The organism is Flavobacterium humidisoli (assembly GCF_023272795.1).
Lineage (GTDB): Bacteria > Bacteroidota > Bacteroidia > Flavobacteriales > Flavobacteriaceae > Flavobacterium > Flavobacterium humidisoli.
On the sequence record NZ_CP096829.1, the window covers coordinates 1,057,164 to 1,076,479 of the forward strand.

Consider the following 19,316-nt stretch of genomic DNA (forward strand, 5'->3'; position numbering starts at 1 on the left):
AGACAAACACCGCTTAAAGCCTAAAGCTTAAAGCCTAAAGCAAGAAAAAAATGTTAAAAAACGACCTATTTTTAAAAGCATTAAAAGGAGAAACAGTTCAGCGCCCACCGGTATGGATGATGCGTCAGGCAGGAAGATATTTACCTGAATTTAGAGAGCTTCGTGATAAATATGATTTTTTCACACGTTGCGAAACTCCAGAATTAGCGGCTGAAATTACGGTGCAGCCAATTCGCAGAATTGCTCCAGATGCTGCCATTTTATTTTCGGATATTTTAGTAGTACCGCGCGCAATGGGAATTCATGTTGAACTGAAAGATAATTTGGGACCAATAATTCCAAATCCGATTCGTTCTTTGGCAGATGTTCACAAAGTGTATGTTCCAGATGTAAATGAAACTTTAGGCTACGTTTTTGACGCTGTGAAATTGACTAAGGAAATGTTGAACGACGAAGTGCCTTTAATTGGTTTCGCTGGTTCACCTTGGACCATTTTCTGCTATGCTGTTGAAGGAAAAGGTTCTAAAAGTTTTGATACTGCAAAAGGATTTTGTTTTTCAAATCCAGCTGCAGCACATACTTTACTACAAAAAATTACCGATACGACTATTTTATATTTAAAAGAAAAAGTAAAATCGGGAGTAAATGCCGTTCAGATTTTTGATTCTTGGGGAGGAATGCTTTCTCCTGTTGATTATCAGGAATTTTCATGGAAATACATCAACCAGATCGTTGATGCTTTAGCTGATATTACGCCAGTTATTGTTTTCGGAAAAGGATGTTGGTTTGCTCTTGGCGAAATGGGTAAAAGTAAAGCTTCTGCATTAGGAGTTGACTGGACTTGTTCGGCTAGAAATGCTCGTTATTTGTCTGGAGGAAATATTACTTTACAAGGAAACTTTGATCCATCAAGATTGCTTTCTCCAATTCCAACTATCAAGAAAATGGTTCATGAAATGATCGATGAGTTCGGAAAAGATAAATATATCGTAAATTTAGGTCACGGAATTTTACCAAATATCCCTGTAGATCACGCAAAAGCGTTTATTGACGCAGTGAAGGAATACGGGCAATAATAGTTGATCGTTTATGGTTGATAGTTGTTGGATAAAAATACTATCAACCATAAACCGACAACCAACCACTCAAAAAATGCTAAACAAAGGCCTAAGAGACGAAGAAAGCATTAGAATAGAGAATACTCTAAAGACTTTGCACGCTTTGGTTTTTGTTCCAAAGTTTTGGAATGCTGAAGATACAAGTCTGATCGATGAGCAGTTAAAAAGTTTTGGATTAAGTCTAGAAAGAACAATTGAAATTCCTGAAGAAGAATTGATTATTTTGTTACAGCGATGTCATTTAGACTGGAACCAACAAGAGCAATTTGCAGATATTCTGGTGAGTTTATCTCAGGAAAAGCAATTTGATTTCTTAGGAAAATCACTTGCCATTTATCAATACATCCAACAAGAAAGCAAGGTTTTTTCTTTTGGGATAAACAATAAAATCGCTTTGTTAAAATTTAAATGAGCTATCTAGAAAAAATTTTAAACGATATTGCTGATTTTAATTTTGAAAAATTGAATCCATTGTATCAAGGTTTTTTTGTAATGGTGTTTTTTGCGGTATTTGTTAGTACTTGTTCTTATTTTTCAAATGAAGCCAAAATTAGTAAAGACGCATATAAAGAAATGTTTCATGAAAATTTCTCTGGGATAATTGTGAAAAAATTTTTAGATAAACATAACCATATGTCTCAAAAATTTATTCTAAAAGATTCGACTCCAATATATGTTTATCCTGTTCTTTGGGAAAAAGCTGAAATAGGAGATTCGCTATTTAAAAAAGTAAATTCAAGATTTGTAAAGATTTTAAAAAAAGATACTACAATAGTACTTGATATGAATGTTGCATTCAAATATCATGACACTTTACAAGAAAATGAAAAATAAAATCATGAAAGATAAATTTTACGCATACATACAACAATTACAAGATCAAATCTGCGCTGGATTAGAAGCTGTTGACGGAGCTGCAAAATTCCGTGAAGATCTTTGGAAACGTCCTGAAGGCGGAGGCGGAAGAACGCGGGTTATTGAAAACGGAAATGTTTTCGAAAAAGGTGGTGTCAACATTTCAGCCGTTCATGGAAAACTTCCAGAAACGATGCAGAAAATGTTTGGTGTTGGCGAAGCCGATTTCTTTGCCTGCGGATTAAGCTTAGTAATTCACCCGAAAAGCCCTATGGTTCCTACCGTCCACGCCAATTGGCGATATTTTGAAATGTATGACGAGTCTGGAAAAGTTATCGAACAATGGTTTGGCGGCGGACAAGATTTAACGCCTTATTATTTGTTTGAAGAAGATGCCATTCACTTTCATCAAACGTGTAAAACAGCTTGCGATAAACATAATTCGGAATTTTATCCGAAATATAAAAAACAATGTGATTCTTATTTTTGGAATGCACATAGAAACGAAGCTCGCGGACTTGGCGGTTTGTTCTTTGATTATTGCAAAGCAAATGAGCAAATGTCAATGGAAAATTGGTACGATTTTGTAACCGAAGTCGGCAATAGTTTCCTTGAAGCTTATGTCCCAATTGTGGAAAAAAGAAAAAATCTTTCATACACTCCTGAACAAAGAACATGGCAGGAAATCCGTCGTGGTCGTTATGTTGAATTCAATTTGGTTCATGACAAAGGCACTTTATTCGGCTTAAAAACCAACGGTAGAATTGAAAGTATTTTGATGAGTTTGCCTCCGCATGTGCAGTGGGTTTACGATCATCATCCAGAAGCGGGAAGCGAGGAAGAGAAGTTGATAAATATATTGCAGAACCCTATTGAATGGGTTTCTTAGTCTAAAAATTTATTTAACACATAGAAACATAGATTTAAAGACCTATCTTAGGGCTAATTTTAGAAAATTATATTTTTTTCACATAGCTCTCTTGAGAATTATTCAAATGAAACTTCTTTTAAATTATCTAAAACTATGTTTCTATGCGTTTAAAACTGATTTACATCACATTCTTTGTTGGCTTTTTTGGATGTTTCGCCCAAAACGATTCCCTGCAGAATCCGTATTTTAAATCTTATAATGATAAAATCACTGCCAGCGTTTATTATTTAGATACTTCAAATAGTTTCCAGATTGCTTCAGGCCAGGATTCGACAACGTATCTCAATCTAATTCCGAATCGGAGAGAACAGATAGGTTTTACCTTAAATTATAAAATCATTGATATTACAATTGGTTTCGCTCCCAAATTTCTAAGTCAGAACAAGGGCGATTCTCATTCTAAAAACTTTAATTTCAACACCCGTTTTTACTATAAAAAATGGATGCAGTCTTTCACTTTTATCAATCAAAAAGGATTTTACATTAGTGATGATAATATAACTGCACAGCTGCCAAACATGCGAACAACAAAAATAGGCGGATCGACAGCTTACATTTTTAATGATAAATTCTCTTTTAAAACTTTGGTAAGCCAAAACGAATGGCAAACCAAAAGCTCTGGAAGTTTTATCCCGTCATTTTCTTTTTATTATACCAATCTCGATTTAAATACTCCCGATTCGTCACCTGGGGATTTTTATGTGTTCACTTTGGCTCCCGCCTATTTTTACAATTTCGTAATCAGTGATCGAGTTTTAATTGGCGCGGGACTTGCTTTGGGTGGCGGGTTAAATATTATTGATAAAGAAACCTCAGCTTTATACCAAGCCGATTTCAATTTAAAACTGGCGTACAACAACGATCGTTTCTTTGGTTTTGCCAGTCTTAATACTGTAGGTTTTGCACAAGACGATAAAGTTGATCCAAGATTGAATGATAATATTTCTACGCTAAAACTTTCTGTCGGTTACCGATTTGATCCTCCAAAAAAAGTAAAAGAAGTCTACGACAATGTCAATAAAAAAATAGGTTTGTAAGAAATATTAACTCGAAATAAGCATGAAGCCCAATTAAAATGCTTAAATTACATAGATTTTATAAAAACTAAAATTCATTGTTATGAAAGGTATAAACAGCGAACAGTTACATCTCATGCATTCTGGAAAAGGATTTATTGCAGCATTAGATCAAAGTGGCGGCAGTACACCTAAGGCATTATCGCAATATGGCGTTGAAGAAAGTCAATATACAAATGATGAAGAAATGTACACTCTTGTACATGAAATGAGAACTAGAATTATCAAAAGTCCCGCTTTTGACAGCCAATATATTCTTGGTGCTATTTTGTTTGAAAACACAATGGATCGTAAAATTGACGGACAATGGACGGCAGATTATCTGTGGGAGAAAAAACGCATTATTCCATTTCTAAAAGTAGACAAAGGTCTTGCCGATCTTGCCAATGGCGTTCAGTTAATGAAACCGATTTCTAATTTAAACGAATTGCTTGATCGCGCTGTAGAGCGAAAGATTTTTGGAACCAAAATGCGTTCTGTTATAAAAGAAGCGAATCCAAAAGGAATTCAGGAAGTGGTGAAACAGCAATTTGAAGTTGGTCTGCAGATATTTAAGAAAGAACTTGTCCCGATAATTGAACCTGAAGTTGACATTTACAGTACCGATAAAGAAAAATCAGAACAGATTTTGAAAGATGAAATTCAAAAACAACTACATTCTTTAGACAAAGAGGTCAAAGTTATGCTGAAACTTTCTATTCCAACTATAAATAATTTTTACAGCGATTTAATGACTGATCCTCACGTGGTTCGTGTTGTAGCACTTTCAGGTGGTTATTCTCGAGAAGATGCCAATCAGAAACTAGCAGAAAATCATGGATTGATCGCGAGTTTTTCAAGAGCTTTATCAGAAGGGCTTAGCGCTGGGCAATCTGACGCTGAATTTAATTCGCAACTAGGAAATTCAATTAAAGAGATTTACGAAGCTTCCATTCAATAAAATCATAAAAAAATCCCTGAAGAGTTTCAGGGATTTTATTTTTCAATTATTTAGAAGTCATTTCTTCAGCTAAGTCTAAAGTCTGCAAAATGATGTTTTTATCAGACTTGAAAGAATTAAGCTTAAAAACAAATTTTAATTTATTATCGATTAGCTTTTTAGGTGATTCTATAGCAATATCCGAAAACTGAGAAGAAATTTTAGTCATTCGATCCAATTCTGAGTCTTTTGCATTTTTACCAAATGTTTTTACTGTTTGCGCAATATTCAGCTTTCCAGAAATATAGTTTTTGCTCAAATCTTTCTTGGTATCTTTTGTAAAAGATCCATTTTCTGCGCCAAAGTACTCTTTGGTATTGGCAACAATTACCACGTCTTTATCTTTCAGAATAAATATATTATCATATTCCTGAGTTCCAACAATAGTGTAGATATTTCCATTTTGAACTAATACTTTTTTACGAACACCCAATTGCAAAAGCTTGTCTCCAAATGTCGGATGCGTCGAAGTAAATATTACAGAAAACAGCGGAATTGATTTTTTCACTTTTTCTTCTGTCACCTTTTCTTCGTAATTTTCATCGTAACCGTATTTTTTAGTCATTACCTCAATCTCTTTCATACCATATAAAAACGCGCTTAAATCGCCATCAAAAAGCTTTGCTGTAGCTTCTTCATCGACGATTGTCGAAATTAAGTCTGTAATGATTGTAATATCTTCTTTGGCAAATTTCGGATTTTGAAATAAATCTGTCATTAATGACGGAAATTTTTCTAACGCCGCTTTTGTATTAGCATGATACGAAATGTAACCCAAAGGTTTCTGAGCAGGGAAATAATTAAAGATATTTTTATTGATTTTTCTATTGCTTATTTGGCTAACAACATTGGCAATCTCTGGAGAATATTCTACCTCTTCTTCGATTCGGGCATTATCACTATCAAAATAAAAATCCAAATTGATGCCTTTTATAAAATTCCCAAAATTATTCTGCATTGGCAAATATTTATCATAACCGCCAAATAACGAAAGTGGATAATTGTACATGGAATACAAACTCGACATCATTCCGCCATAATTTACCCATGTCGAAATATCTGCTGAAACATTTATTTTTGGAGAACTTGGTGGTGTAAATCCGTTTTCAAATAATGCTTTTATGATTGCTCGTTGTTTCTCGGCTAAATTTTTATCAAACTCTGCTTGTTCTGCAGTATACTCTTCATACGGATTTCCATCATACAAATGATCGCTTTCTGCAGGTTCATTAAATACTATTGGATCTATGTTTTTTGCAGCGGGTTCTTCAATTTTTAATGTATCAGCCATTGGAACTCCATAAACTGGCGCTTCAATTACAGCCGACTCTTCATAAGGCTCAGATATTGAAACAGAATCTGTTGCTACAGAAGTTTCTGCAACATCATAAAATTTTGAGGGAAGTCGTTTTGTCAATTCAATAACAACCAAATAATTGTCGTTCCAAACAAACGATCTTTTTAATCCATTTGGTGTATAAACTTCGTATTTTCCAAAATCTTCAATTGAACTGTTCGTTCCGTTTGCTCCCTGCTTTTCGATTAAATATTTTCTAACTGCTTCTTTGCTTTTTACCGGAATCGTAACTTGGTAAAACGGAACAGAATCTAAGAAATTCCCGTGAATGGTAATTTTTTCATTCAATTTAATAATAGCCGCATATTTACGAAGATCAAAATCAGGTTTTTTACTGATGTATTTGGTTAAAATCGGATGATTTAAAACCTCATCGATGCTGACTTTTTTAGAAAGCTGGCTTCCGTTAAACTGTACAAAATAATCGTATTTTTCTGGAACGGTCTGCCCAAAAGAGAAATACGTGGCGAATAGAAAAATTAGTGTGTAAAAATGCTTCATAAAATCAAGGCGTTAATTGGATGGTATTATTCATTAATGTTGATTTCCTTAAAACACTATACATGCTTTGCTTTAAAAAAACCGTCTTTTTATTTGTTGAAATTTTACTGTTTGCGTTATTTACCGACAGAATGTCTTTGTCAAAACTATAAATAGCGATAATGCTTGCTTCTTCAAGGTCTTTCTTTTTCTTTGGATCGTTTACGACTTTTTCTGGAATTGGATAAGAGGCAATTCGTTCAAAAGTTTTGCCGCTTCCGCTAAAGTGAATCTGATCGCGCTGATTGTTTATCGTATTGACAACAGCGTTCAATGCTTTCAAATTGGCATAATTGAGTTTGATGATAAAAACGTAATTGTCAAAATCTGTTTTTGTGGTTACATTTGAGATTCCGTCAATTTTTGAAGCTTTAGATTTAAAGTCTTCCAGTTTTTGAGTGATTTCCTGTTCGTTGGGGATTTTAACACCATCTACTTCTTCTAAAAAAATAGCCGATTTGGTTTTAAACCAAGATCGAGAAAAGTCGATCATAAGAGTATATTCGCCACTTTGATCGTCGTGGTGTTTGATTCTTTCTGTTATCTCAAAACAGCTTGTTAAGAGCAGACAGCAAAATAAAGCGAGAATTTTCTTCATTTAGCAAATTTAGATGGAATATTCTGAAAAACCATACTTTGGTTGAAACAATAAAAAATCCAAATTTTTAGATAATATTAACTCATTCTACAACAAGCTAAACGCCTTATTTTGTTCCTTTTTCTTTAACTTTGCGCCACTCATCAAAAATTGAGATAAACTTCAAAAAAAATAAAAACAACTGCAGTTTTAGAAATAGATTCTCAGTCTGATTTCAGAGAAATCAACTAAAAAATCTAAAATCTAAAATTTAAAATCTAAAATTATATGTTCCCATTACAAAGAGGCAGAAGATTAAGAGTAAATGAATCCATTCGTTCTTTAGTACGCGAAACCAGTTTAAGTCCATCGGATTTTATGTTTCCCATGTTTATTGCTGAAGGAGAAAATGTAAAAGTCGAAATTCCGTCAATGCCGGGAATTTTCAGAAGATCTATAGATTTAACGGTTGAAGAAGTAAAAGAACTTTATGATTTAGGAATTCGCGCTGTAAATATTTATGTAAAAGTAAGCGAAAACCTAAAAGACAATACTGGAAAAGAAGCTTGGAATTCTAACGGATTAATGCAACAAGCTATTCGTGCTATAAAAGCTGCTTGCCCAGAAATGATCGTTATGCCAGACGTTGCATTAGACCCCTATTCTATTTACGGTCATGACGGAATTATAAAAAATGGCGATGTAGAAAACGACAGCACAGTTGAGGCTTTAGTAAAAATGGCCGTTTCTCACGCTGAAGCTGGTGCCGATTTTGTTGCGCCAAGTGATATGATGGACGGACGCGTTTTACGCCTTCGCGAAGGTTTGGATGCTGCCGGATTTCAGAATGTTGGCATCATGAGTTATTCTGCTAAATATGCTTCGGCTTTTTACGGGCCTTTTAGAGATGCTTTAGATTCGGCTCCAAGAGAAGCTGATGTCGTTGTTCCAAAAGACAAAAAAACATACCAAATGGATTACGCTAATCGTATCGAAGCAATTAAAGAGGCTTTGTCAGACGTAGAAGAAGGTGCAGACATGGTTATGGTAAAACCAGGAATTGCTTATTTGGATATTGTTCGCGAAATAAAAAATACAGTACATGTTCCTGTAACCGTTTATCAGGTTTCTGGAGAATATGCCATGATTAAAGCAGCATCTGAAAGAGGCTGGCTTGACCACGACAAAATTATGATGGAACAATTAATGTGCATCAAACGTTCGGGTGCCAATCTTATTTCTACTTATTTTGCTAAAGAAGCAGCAATACTTTTAAAAAAATAAGATGAGAAAGGTTTTATTTTTAGCTGCTGTTTTAGCTTTTGCTTCTTGTAAAAAAGAAGGTTCTGAATCTACCAATACAGCAATAGAATCTATTTCTGAAGGCGAATCGGCGAAAGCCAAAAGTCCAGAAGAATTAGGAAAGCAACTTTTTGAAGGAGCTGGAAATTGTTTTGCATGCCACCAGCCAGATCAAAAAGTAATTGGACCAAGCATTAAAGAAATTGCGAAAATCTACAGAGACAAAAACGGCGATATTGTGACTTTCTTAAAAGGAAATGCAGAACCAATTGTAGACCCGAGTCAGTTTGAGGTTATGAAAACCAATTTTGCTATTACTCAGGCAATGTCTGACGAAGAATTAAAAGCAATTGAAACTTACATTTACAGTCAGTTGAAATAATCGTATTATGTTCCGTAGGAACATTTCATTGGTAGTAGAAAAAAAATTATATGGTTTGCATTTACGTTCGGTAGGAACGTAAATATGGCGTAAATATTTTACTACCAACCAAACATTCCTACTGAATGACAATTGATATCTCTAGTTTTAAAACCAAATAAAATAACACAAAAAAAGGGGAGGTTTCGAATTCGAAACCTCCCCTTTTTTATTTACTAATTGATTACCAGATTTTAACTCGTTTTTCTGGTTCAACATACATTTTATCCCCTTTCTTAATATCGAAAGCTTTGTAGAAAGCATCAACATTCTGAATTGGCACATAAGCTCTGTACATTCCTGGTGAGTGCGGATCTGTTTTTACTTGATTTTTGATTGCTTCATCTCTAGATTTTGTTCTCCAAACTGTAGCCCAAGAAATAAAGAAACGCTGTTCTGGAGTAAATCCGTCGATTAAACCTGGATTTCCATGAGCTTTCAAATACAATTGCAAACCATCATAAGCAGCGTTAATTCCGCCTAAATCACCAATGTTTTCACCTAAAGTAAAATTACCGTCAACGTGAATTCCTGGCAGAGGCTCAAGAGCGCTGTATTGATTTGCTAAATCTGTTCCAAGAGCAGTGAATTGTTTCAAATCATCTTCTGTCCACCAGTCAACCAAATTTCCTTCTGCATTGTAACGCGCACCAGAATCATCAAATCCGTGAGAAATCTCGTGACCAATTACAGCACCAATTCCACCATAATTAACTGCTTCATCAGCTTGGTAATTGTAGAATGGCGGTTGTAAGATTGCAGCAGGGAATACAATTTCGTTATAAGATGGATTGTAGTAAGCATTTACCGTTTGAGGAGACATATGCCACTCTGTTTTATCAACTGGTTTACCTAATTTTTCAATGCTTTTTTGGAAATTCCAAAGTGCAATATTTTTAGTATTATCAAAGTACGTTCCGCCTTCAGCAATACTTTTAATTGTTAATGCAGAATAATCTTTCCATTTATCTGGATACCCAACTTTTATGGTAATTTTATTCAACTTTTCGATTGCTTTTGCCTTAGTGTCTTTAGACATCCAAGTTAAATTGTTAATACGGTTTTGGTAAGCCGTGATAACATTATGAATCATATCAAGCGCTTTTGTTTTTGCTTCAGCAGGAAAAACTTTCTCTACATACAATTTCCCAAGCGCTTCACCAACACTACGGTTTACCACTGCAAGTGCTCTTTCATCTGCAGGAAGCTGTTTAATTGCACCTCTTAATGTTTTGCTGTAAAAATCGAAATTCGCATTATCAATTGCTGTTGTCAATTTACTTGCAGAGTTGTTTAATAAATCCCATTTTAGGTATTCTTTCCATTGTGCCACTTTGTTTTCTTTGAAAACAGTTTCTAAAGCCGTCATGTATTTAGGCTCAGAAACAATTACAGTTTCCAATTTATTAATTCCTAAACCAGCAAAATATTCGTTCCATTTGATAGCAGGAGTTAATTTTTGAAGTTCAGCAACCGTCATTGGGTTGTACTGCAAACGGCTGTCTCTTCTTTCAACTCTGTTTAATCTTGGCTTTGACAATTCTGTTTCAAGAGCTAAAACCTCAGCAGCACTTTGTTTTGCTTTTTCTGGAGATTCTCCAATAAACTGAAGCATTCTCGCAACATGCAATTCGTATTTTGCACGTTTGTCTTTAGAATCTTTATCATCAGAAGCGTAGTAATCTTTATCAGGAAGTCCTAATTGGCTTGGTCCTAAATTTACAGAGTTTTTAGAACTGTCTTTATCATCAGCTCCAATGTAAATTCCGAAGAAACCAGCATTTCCTTCTTTTTCCATTTCAACCAAATATTTCTGAACATCGGCAATGTTTTTAATTACATCAATTTTTTTCAGATATGGTTTTAATGGCTCGATTCCTTTTTTATTTCTACCAATAGAATCTAAATAAGTATTATACAGATTAACCGCTTTTCCTTGATCTGTATTAGATTTGTACTTTGGATTCTTTGAAGCGTCCTGTAAAACTGCCATAACATCTTTGTCAGTTTTCTTAATCAGTTCATTAAAACTTCCCCATGTCGTACGATCACTCGGGATTTCTGTTTTTTCTAGCCAAGTACCGTTTACATATTTGAAAAAATCCTGACTTGGGCTAATATTCGTATCCATATACGAAACATTAATACCTGGTTCTTTTGGAGCATTTTGAGCTTGGGCTGTGGTAATTGCAAACATTGCAGATATCACACCAAACACAGGTTTAGCAAATTGTTTTTTCATAAAAAATTATAGTTTAAGGGAAAATACAAACATATTGTTATTATTTCAAAAATTATGTTAAAATTTTAACTAGAAAACCTAAAAAGCGAATAAATTTCACAGATAGCGATTTAACATTGGCTATTTGTCTATAGTACCTAGTAAAAGTTACAAAAGCCTGTTAAAAAAATAATTCCGTAAACCATTTCAAACCTGCTTTTCGTATTTTTGCACCAAATTATTTTTATGAAATCGCTTTTATATAAATACCGAAAATTCTTTATTGTTCTAATAGTATTTTCGGTTGTTACCATATCTTTGTTTTATTCTGCTTTAAAACCCAAAAAAACACTTCCGATTTATAATCCAGCCGATGTTAATCCTGAATTGGTAGACAGCACTGTTCAATATAAAAGCAAGTACCACACAATTGCAGATTTTTCTTTTATTAATCAAAATGGCGATACCATTACCCAAAAAAATTACGAAGGAAAAATTTATGTTGCCGATTTCTTCTTTACCACTTGCGGATCGATCTGCCCAAAGATGTCAACCAATTTGGTTGAAGTTCAAAAAGCGGTTTTGAATAATCCGAAAGTAATGTTGCTTTCTCACACCGTTTTTCCTGAAGTTGACAGTGTTTCTGTTTTAAAAGCTTATGCCATTAAATATGGTGTTGTGGATAGCAAATGGAACTTGGTTACTGGAGATAAAAAAGAAATCTACACGATGGCCAGAAAATCATATTTGGCTGTGAAACTTGGCAGACCAGATCAGCTTTATGATATGGTACATACTGAGAATTTTGTTTTGGTCGATCAAAAGCGCCGCGTTAGAGGTTTTTATGACGGAACAAATAAAGAAGATGTAAAACGTCTTTTAGAAGACATCGAATTCCTTTCTCAAGAGTAAAAAGCCTTATTTTTAGAAACATTTAGCATTTGTGGAAGCGTTAAATATCTTGAAATAAAGAATAATTGCCTACTTTTGCAATCTAAATTCAATCTAAATAAGCTTGCAAAATACAATACACACTCTGAAAAAAGGCGAAAAAGCCATTATCAAAGATTTTGATATCGATCTTATTCCACTTAAATTATTAGAAATGGGTTGTCTGCCTGGCAGCTTAGTTGAATTACTACAGGTTGCTCCTTTTGGTGATCCGTTATATTTAGATATTAATGGCTCTCATGTTGCCATTCGTATTGAAACAGCTCGTGAAATTGAAGTTGAACTTATCAAAACCAATTTGTAATGAGTGTTCAGAATATAAATGTTGCCCTTATCGGAAATCCAAATACCGGAAAAACTTCTGTTTTTAATCAATTAACAGGTCTTAACCAGCAAGTTGGAAATTACCCAGGAATTACAGTGGAGAAAAAAATGGGTTTTTGCAAGTTGCCCAATAATATCAAAGCTAATATTCTAGACTTACCAGGAACGTACAGTTTGAACGCTAGTTCTATGGACGAAAGTGTGGTAATTGAACTTTTGCTAAATAAAAATGATAAATTATATCCAGATGTAGCAGTTGTTGTAACAGATGTAGAAAATCTGAAACGAAATTTACTGATTTACACTCAGATAAAAGATCTTGAAATTCCAACGATTTTGGTCATCAATATGTCTGATCGTATGGAGCGTAAAGGAATTTCTTTGGATATTCCCTATTTAGAAGAAAAACTAAAAACTAAAATTGCTTTAGTCAGTTCAAGAAAAGGTTTAGGGATTCAAGAATTAAAAGAACTGATTGTTTCTTATAAAACAATTCCGCACGAACCTTGCTTGAATGCGTCTGTAATTGATCCTGAATATTTTCAAAAATTGCAAAAAGCATTTCCAAACCAATTGATGTATAAATTGTGGCTGGTAATTACGCAAGATGTTAATTTTTTGAACTTAGACCGTAATGAAATACGAAGCACTTTTACCAAATCACATTCAGAATTAAAGCGTTTACAACAGAAAGAAACCATCAAAAGATATCAATTTATCAATGATGTTTTAAAAGAAGGTTTAAAGATTGATGCTTCGATGGCGAAAGATATTCGAGCAAAATTAGACCGTGTTTTAACACATAAGGTCTTTGGTTATGTGATTTTCTTTGCCATTTTATTCTTGATTTTCCAATCGATTTTTAGCTGGTCCACTATTCCAATGGATTTCATTGACAGCACTTTCGCTTCTTTGAGCAGCTGGGTTGCGGCAGAATTGCCAAGTGGTATTTTGACCGATTTACTTTCACAAGGAATTATTCCAGGAATTGGTGGAGTTATTATTTTTATTCCGCAGATTGCTTTCTTGTTTTTATTCATTTCGATTTTAGAAGAAAGTGGTTATATGAGCCGTGTTGTATTCTTAATGGATAAAATCATGCGCAAATTTGGACTTTCAGGAAAAAGTGTTGTGCCTTTAATTTCTGGAACTGCCTGTGCCATTCCGGCAATTATGGCTACTCGAAATATTGAAAATTGGAAAGAACGCCTTATTACGATCTTAGTAACGCCATTCACCACTTGTTCAGCGAGATTACCTGTTTATGCTATTATCATTTCGCTTGTAATTCCGAGCAAACGTGTTTTTGGAGTTTTAAATCTTCAAGGATTAACGCTTATGGCGCTTTATGTCTTAGGTTTTTTTACAGCCATTTTATCGGCATATATCTTGAATAAAGTTTTAAAGTTAGATTCTAAAACGTATTTCGTTGTTGAAATGCCAAGTTATAAAATGCCTCTTTTGAAAAATGTTGGAATCAACGTTGTAGAAAAAACAAAAGCTTTTATTGTTGGTGCAGGAAAAATTATCTTGGCCATATCTGTTATTCTTTGGTTTTTGGCCTCATACGGACCTGGAAAAGAATTCAATGAAGCAGAAACTATTGTAAAAGAAAGATTTGCCAATACCACTTTGGATGAAACTCAGTTTGAAAATGAAGTTAATTCTCAAAAACTAGAGAACTCTTATATTGGATTAATGGGACGCGCTATCGAACCAGCAATTCAGCCTTTGGGTTACGATTGGAAAATCGGAATTGCCTTAATCAGTTCGTTTGCAGCCCGTGAAGTTTTCGTAGGAACGTTGGCAACCATTTACAGTGTTGGAGATACCGATAACGAATCGACCATAAAAAGCAAAATGCAGGCAGAAGTTCGTCCAGATACAGGCAAAAAAGTATTTGATTTTGCAACCGGAATTTCTTTATTGCTATTTTATGCTTTTGCGATGCAATGCGCCAGTACATTGGCAATCACCAAAAAAGAAACCAATTCTTGGAAATGGCCTGCAATGCAACTATTTTTAATGAGTGGTCTCGCTTATTTTACCGCATTAATTGCGTATCAACTTTTAAAATAAAAAGTTATGTTTCAGGAAATAATAGCCTTTGCCATATTAGGATTTGCAGTTGCCTTTTTGATTAAAAAGTTCTTCTTTAAATCGAAAAAGAAAAAAGACTGCGGTAGTGGAACCGATTGTGGATGTCCTTAAAAGGGGCAAAAGAGCAAAGTTTCATAGGTACGAAGTAAAAAAAGCTGTTCAAAATGAACAGCTTTTTTTGTGGCCAAAAATACCTTATTATGTTACTTTTAAAACCTATAATAGCTTATTTGTATATTTTCTAAAGCTATTTTTGTCTTCTAAATTTATTAAAAAATGACACCCGAAGATAGAATGGAAGTAATACGAGACAACAGAGTTGCTCGATTATTATGGTTTGCAATAGGTTTTTTCTGTGCAACAATTATTACTTATTTGATAATGAAACATTCTCATTAGTTTTTTCTCTGCTGTTTTAATTATACTTTTATCTAATTAAAACATCCGAAAAAAGACTTTCAAAATGAATACAAAAAAAACTTTACTTTTCTTTTTATTTATATGTTTCTCGCTAAGCGGAATTAGTCAAACACCAACAGATTTAAAACGAGAAACAAATAACACTTTTATAACTTCAGATGGAGTCCCTTTATTTTTGAAAGTTTCTGGAAAAGGCGAAGTCTGCATTTTTGTGCATGGAGGTCCTGGCGCTTGGAGCAAATCTTTTGAAGAGTTTGGAGGAAATGTACTTGAAGATAAACTAAAAATGTGTTATTATGATCAAAGAGGCTGTGGCCGATCTGGATCTTCGACAGATAATAATTACAGTTTGGAGAGAATGATTGATGATATTGAGGAAATTCGAACTTATCTTAAAGCCTCAAAAGTATTTGTAATCGGGCATTCTTTCGGCGGAATTTTGGCTAGTAAATATGCGGAAAAATATCCTCAACGTGTAAAAGGTTTAATTCTGTTGAATGCTACTCTAGACATAAACAATTCCCTTTTGAATCAAATCGCTTTTATGGGAAAAACTCTTGGACAAGATTTTAGTGTAAAGGACAAAGATTCAATTCTAAGCACTTTCTTTGAAGCTAAAAAGAAAATTAAAAAAGCAGATTTGGATTATAAAATACTATCTGACAACAGAGTAAATGTCGAAAAACTGGACAGCATTGATAATAGCGAAAAAAGAAATTCTTCTTTTGCAAAGCACGCGTTAAGTGGTCCATTGTATTTTAGTGATTTTACAAAAGAAACCAGTTCGATTAAAGTTCCAACTTTAATAATCTCTGGGACAAAAGACCATAACATTGGTCCAGAACATTATCATTTATTTAAATTCCCAAATCAAGAAGTTCAAATTATTGATGGTGGGCATATTTTGTATTACGAACAGAATAAAGAGTTTAAGAATGCGGTTGAGAGATTTGTTCATGCTAGAAAGTAAAGATAAAAGAAGCAATAACAAAGACTTTAACTTTTACTGAGACAGAAAATGGTAATTGAAAAATGTCTTATAATAATGGTTTAAAAGCCTTTCGAGGCACAATCATACCTTAAGTAAAAATTATTTTTGAATTATTAAAAATACATTTGAAATGACAAGGTTTGAAAAAAGGGAAATGATTAGAAATATTAACATTACTAGGTTACTATGGTTTTCAATTGGGTTTTTATGCGCTTTTGTAATAATGTGCCTTTTAAAATCCCGAATATAATCCTGTATCAATTATCTCAAAATAAAAACAGCTCTAATCTAGAGCTGTTTTTATGTTTATAATCTGAATGAAATTTCTACTTTAACCCTTCCCATTCTGCATAGAATTGAGCAAGGAAAGTTTCCATAAAGTGATGTCTTTCTGCAGCGATTTCTTTTCCTTTTACTGTGTTCATTTTATCTTTCAAAAGCAAAAGCTTTTCGTAGAAATGATTAATCGTTGGAGCATTGTTCTTTTTATACTCCTCTTTTGTCATATTGGTAACAGGAGCAATTTCTGGATTGTACAAAGCCCTGTTCTTAAATCCGCCATAATTAAAGGCTCTTGCAACACCAATGGCACCAATTGCGTCAAGACGATCAGCATCTTGAACAATATCCAATTCAACAGAAGAGAACTTTCTTTCGAAATTTCCGCCTTTATAAGAGATATTTTCAATGATATTGACAACATGGGTAATTATGTCCTCAGAAACATTTTCGTTCTCTAAAAACACTCTTGCTGTTTTTGGCCCGATTGTTTCGTCTCCGTTGTGAAATTTACTATCGGCAATATCATGTAATAAAGCGCCCAATTGTACAATTGTAAGGTCACACTCTGTTTCTTTCGCAATCAAAATTGCATTTTTAAAAACGCGTTCTATATGAAACCAATCATGTCCACCTTCGGCATCATTTAGTTTTTCTTTGACAAAAGCAATGGTTTTAATAATCAGTTGTGAATCGCTCATATAGAGGTTTTTAAAGTTTATAAAAAAATGTTGATTGTCAAAGATTTTGAATCTCCAACAATCAACAAATATATTTTAAAGCAACATTGTTGCTATTTTGAAATTCCAAATTCCAAATTCCAAATTCCAAATTCCAAATTCTAAATTCCAAATTCTAAATTCTAAATTCCAAATTCTAAAATCTAAATTCTAAATTCTAAAATCTAAAATCTAAATTCTAAAATCTATATTCTAAAATCTATATTCTAAAATCTATATTCTAAAATCTATATTCTAAAATCTAAAATTTAAAGTCTCGCAGGTTCCACCCATTTAAAGATGTGAGATTCTTGCGGGATCACAATTCTTTCAGAAATTTTAGCCATACGAGATGGTAATTTCATTAAGTAGTCACGCGCTTTTTCTGCTTCATCTGTCAAATTAGAAATCTTATCAATTTCCCATTTGTTGATTAATTTCTGCATGATTTCAACATAATCGTTTGCTGTATAAACCCCTATACGTTGTGCAGAATCTGAAAACTGTTCAAAAGCAGTGCTTATCTTTTGACCAGATTCTCTCAAGAAGTGAGCAGGCATAACAATTTTCTGCTTCATCATGTATTGAAAAGCAAGCATCATTTCGCTTGGATCTACTTGGAAAATTCTAGTAACAAACTCGCTATAGGCATGGTGATGACGCATTTCGTCTCCTGCAATCATTTTGCACATTTTAGACAACTTGTTATCGCCAAATTTCTTAGCCATTTGCGCTACTCTATTGTGCGAAACATAAGTTGCTAATTCCTGAAAACTGGTGTATACAAAATTTTTGTATGGGTCACTTCCAGTTCCAATATCAAAACCGTCGTTGATCAAGTGTTGCGTAGTCATTTCGATTTCACGCATGTTCACACGACCAGACAAATACAAGTATTTATTTAAAAGATCTCCGTGGCGGTTTTCTTCTCCAGTCCATTGACGAATCCATTTCGACCAACCGTTTCCACCATTTTCTACTTGGTTTACCCCTTCTACATCCATTAACCATGACTCATATGTAGGCAATGCTTCCTCAGTGATTGTATCACCAACAAGCGTAACCCAGAAATCGTATGGAAGTTCTTTTGCAATCTCACGTAATTCTTTTACCTCTTCAAAGAAATTTTCTCCTTCAGAATTAGGCAAGAAATCAGATGGCTGCCAGATTTTTTCCACTGGAATTAAATACTGTTCAACGAAGCTATCCACGTTTTTTTCCAAAAACTGCATTACTTCTAATCTAATGTTTTTTATAGACATTACTTATTATAGATTTGAGTTGTACGTTTTAGCTCGGACTAAAACTTAAACTTGTTTATATTCATTTATTCCTTCTTTAACTGCTTTTTCAGTAATCTCCATAAGCTCTTCAAACTTGTAATCTTTGACAGCTAAAGCTTTGTGAGCTGTAAATTTTAGGTGATTTCCTAAACCAACAGGAAAAAAACCAAATTTTACCATTTTCCAAGAATTATTGATACTAACCGGTACAACATATGCAGATGGTGCATATTTGCATAAAATTTTTAAACCGCTTTGCGCAAATTCTTTTGGTACACCCGTTTTACTTCTTGTTCCTTCCGGAAAAATAACGGCAGATCTTGTGTTTTTTTCGATATATTCAGACAAGCTTTTAATAACGGGTATTGCTTGTTTAGGGTCTTTACGGTCAATTAAGACAGAACCGCCGTATTTCAAATTAAAAGAAACACTCGGAATTCCGCTTCCTAACTCCTTCTTACTTACAAATTTACAATGAAAACGTCTAAAATACCAAATCATTGCCACGATATCGTACATACTTTGGTGATTTGCCACAAAAATGATCGGCACACCTTTCGGAACGGTATCTGCGCCTTCAATCGTATATCTTGTTCCAACAAGATTGGTACATTTTAAAAGGCAGAAATTTAAATAATCAACACTTTTTTTGTGAGCTTGGTAGCCAAATACATTTAAACAAATCCACTGAATTGGGTGAAAAACAACCAAACATAAACCAAATAATAAATAGTAAATTACCGATATTGGATAAGAAATAATTTTTTCCATGCTTCAAAAATTAATGCGCAAAAGTAGTAAATAAATTTTTAGACTTATTAAAATTGAAAACAATAACTGTTTTTATGGTTTAATTGTACCTTTGCGTTAGA

At 33.8% G+C, this 19,316-nt stretch carries 19 protein-coding genes; 13 read left to right on the forward strand and 6 right to left on the reverse strand.

Annotation, left to right across the window (positions count from 1 at the left end; translation table 11 throughout):
- The first annotated feature begins 50 nt into the window (after positions 1 to 50).
- The 6 genes from hemE to M0M44_RS04945 all read left to right on the forward strand — a co-directional run bounded on the left by hemE (position 51) and on the right by M0M44_RS04945 (position 4,920).
- A complete protein-coding gene (gene hemE / locus M0M44_RS04920; RefSeq protein ID WP_129053423.1) occupies positions 51 to 1,076 on the forward strand; it encodes a uroporphyrinogen decarboxylase in 1,026 nt (341 codons plus the stop codon).
- A gap of 76 nt (positions 1,077 to 1,152) precedes the next feature.
- Positions 1,153 to 1,530, forward strand: a complete 378-nt coding sequence (locus tag M0M44_RS04925; RefSeq protein WP_248728767.1) for a hypothetical protein — start codon at positions 1,153 to 1,155, stop codon at positions 1,528 to 1,530.
- A complete protein-coding gene (locus M0M44_RS04930) occupies positions 1,527 to 1,952 on the forward strand; it encodes a hypothetical protein (protein WP_248728768.1) in 426 nt (141 codons plus the stop codon). The genes M0M44_RS04925 and M0M44_RS04930 overlap by 4 nt, the downstream gene beginning before the upstream one ends.
- 4 nt (positions 1,953 to 1,956) lie before the next feature.
- Positions 1,957 to 2,862 (forward strand): oxygen-dependent coproporphyrinogen oxidase, encoded by a 906-nt coding sequence (gene hemF, locus M0M44_RS04935; RefSeq protein ID WP_248728769.1) that lies wholly within the window; start codon positions 1,957 to 1,959, stop codon positions 2,860 to 2,862.
- Between the two features lie 143 nt (positions 2,863 to 3,005).
- Positions 3,006 to 3,941 carry a DUF4421 family protein gene (locus tag M0M44_RS04940; protein ID WP_248728770.1) on the forward strand — a complete coding sequence of 312 codons (936 nt, stop codon included), beginning with the start codon at positions 3,006 to 3,008 and terminating at the stop codon, positions 3,939 to 3,941.
- Between the two features lie 91 nt (positions 3,942 to 4,032).
- Positions 4,033 to 4,920 carry a fructose bisphosphate aldolase gene (locus M0M44_RS04945; RefSeq protein ID WP_420842775.1) on the forward strand — a complete coding sequence of 296 codons (888 nt, stop codon included), beginning with the start codon at positions 4,033 to 4,035 and terminating at the stop codon, positions 4,918 to 4,920.
- A 46-nt stretch (positions 4,921 to 4,966) separates the two neighbouring features.
- On the opposite strand, the gene M0M44_RS04950 is transcribed toward M0M44_RS04945, so the two are convergent.
- Positions 4,967 to 6,817 (reverse strand): hypothetical protein, encoded by a 1,851-nt coding sequence (locus M0M44_RS04950; protein WP_248728772.1) that lies wholly within the window; start codon positions 6,815 to 6,817, stop codon positions 4,967 to 4,969.
- A 4-nt stretch (positions 6,818 to 6,821) separates the two neighbouring features.
- Positions 6,822 to 7,454 (reverse strand): hypothetical protein, encoded by a 633-nt coding sequence (locus M0M44_RS04955; protein WP_248728773.1) that lies wholly within the window; start codon positions 7,452 to 7,454, stop codon positions 6,822 to 6,824.
- Between the two features lie 267 nt (positions 7,455 to 7,721).
- Between M0M44_RS04955 and hemB the strand changes: the two genes are divergently transcribed.
- Both hemB and M0M44_RS04965 read left to right on the forward strand, forming a co-directional pair.
- Positions 7,722 to 8,717 carry a porphobilinogen synthase gene (gene hemB, locus M0M44_RS04960; protein ID WP_248728774.1) on the forward strand — a complete coding sequence of 332 codons (996 nt, stop codon included), beginning with the start codon at positions 7,722 to 7,724 and terminating at the stop codon, positions 8,715 to 8,717.
- 1 nt (position 8,718) lies between these two features.
- The gene (locus M0M44_RS04965; RefSeq protein WP_248728775.1) at positions 8,719 to 9,117 is read left to right on the forward strand and encodes a c-type cytochrome; all 399 of its coding nucleotides are present in this window, start codon (positions 8,719 to 8,721) and stop codon (positions 9,115 to 9,117) included.
- A 223-nt stretch (positions 9,118 to 9,340) separates the two neighbouring features.
- On the opposite strand, the gene M0M44_RS04970 is transcribed toward M0M44_RS04965, so the two are convergent.
- Entirely contained in the window at positions 9,341 to 11,398 is a 2,058-nt protein-coding gene (locus M0M44_RS04970; protein WP_248728776.1) for a M13 family metallopeptidase, read from the reverse strand.
- Between the two features lie 225 nt (positions 11,399 to 11,623).
- Here M0M44_RS04970 and M0M44_RS04975 point away from each other — a divergent pair, with 225 nt between their 5' ends.
- The 5 genes from M0M44_RS04975 to M0M44_RS04995 all read left to right on the forward strand — a co-directional run bounded on the left by M0M44_RS04975 (position 11,624) and on the right by M0M44_RS04995 (position 16,142).
- Positions 11,624 to 12,289, forward strand: coding sequence for an SCO family protein (locus M0M44_RS04975; RefSeq protein WP_095930204.1), 666 nt, complete (start codon positions 11,624 to 11,626; stop codon positions 12,287 to 12,289).
- Between the two features lie 103 nt (positions 12,290 to 12,392).
- Positions 12,393 to 12,632 (forward strand): FeoA family protein, encoded by a 240-nt coding sequence (locus tag M0M44_RS04980; RefSeq protein ID WP_008465698.1) that lies wholly within the window; start codon positions 12,393 to 12,395, stop codon positions 12,630 to 12,632.
- Positions 12,632 to 14,731, forward strand: coding sequence for a ferrous iron transport protein B (gene feoB, locus M0M44_RS04985; RefSeq protein WP_248728777.1), 2,100 nt, complete (start codon positions 12,632 to 12,634; stop codon positions 14,729 to 14,731). The genes M0M44_RS04980 and feoB overlap by 1 nt, the downstream gene beginning before the upstream one ends.
- 6 nt (positions 14,732 to 14,737) lie before the next feature.
- A complete protein-coding gene (locus tag M0M44_RS04990; RefSeq protein ID WP_248728778.1) occupies positions 14,738 to 14,863 on the forward strand; it encodes a FeoB-associated Cys-rich membrane protein in 126 nt (41 codons plus the stop codon).
- 352 nt (positions 14,864 to 15,215) lie between these two features.
- The gene (locus M0M44_RS04995) at positions 15,216 to 16,142 is read left to right on the forward strand and encodes an alpha/beta fold hydrolase (RefSeq protein ID WP_248728779.1); all 927 of its coding nucleotides are present in this window, start codon (positions 15,216 to 15,218) and stop codon (positions 16,140 to 16,142) included.
- Positions 16,143 to 16,489: 347 nt separating this feature from the next.
- Here the strand turns inward: M0M44_RS04995 and M0M44_RS05000 are convergent, their stop codons facing one another.
- The 3 genes from M0M44_RS05000 to M0M44_RS05010 form a co-directional block, all read right to left on the reverse strand.
- Complete coding sequence (locus tag M0M44_RS05000) at positions 16,490 to 17,143, reverse strand: HD domain-containing protein (RefSeq protein WP_248728780.1); 654 nt, start codon at positions 17,141 to 17,143, stop codon at positions 16,490 to 16,492.
- 287 nt (positions 17,144 to 17,430) lie between these two features.
- Complete coding sequence (locus M0M44_RS05005) at positions 17,431 to 18,423, reverse strand: acyl-ACP desaturase (RefSeq protein ID WP_248728781.1); 993 nt, start codon at positions 18,421 to 18,423, stop codon at positions 17,431 to 17,433.
- Positions 18,424 to 18,468: 45 nt separating this feature from the next.
- Positions 18,469 to 19,215: a lysophospholipid acyltransferase family protein gene (locus tag M0M44_RS05010; RefSeq protein WP_248728782.1), complete on the reverse strand. Its 747-nt coding sequence runs from the start codon at positions 19,213 to 19,215 to the stop codon at positions 18,469 to 18,471.
- Positions 19,216 to 19,316 lie beyond the last annotated feature (101 nt).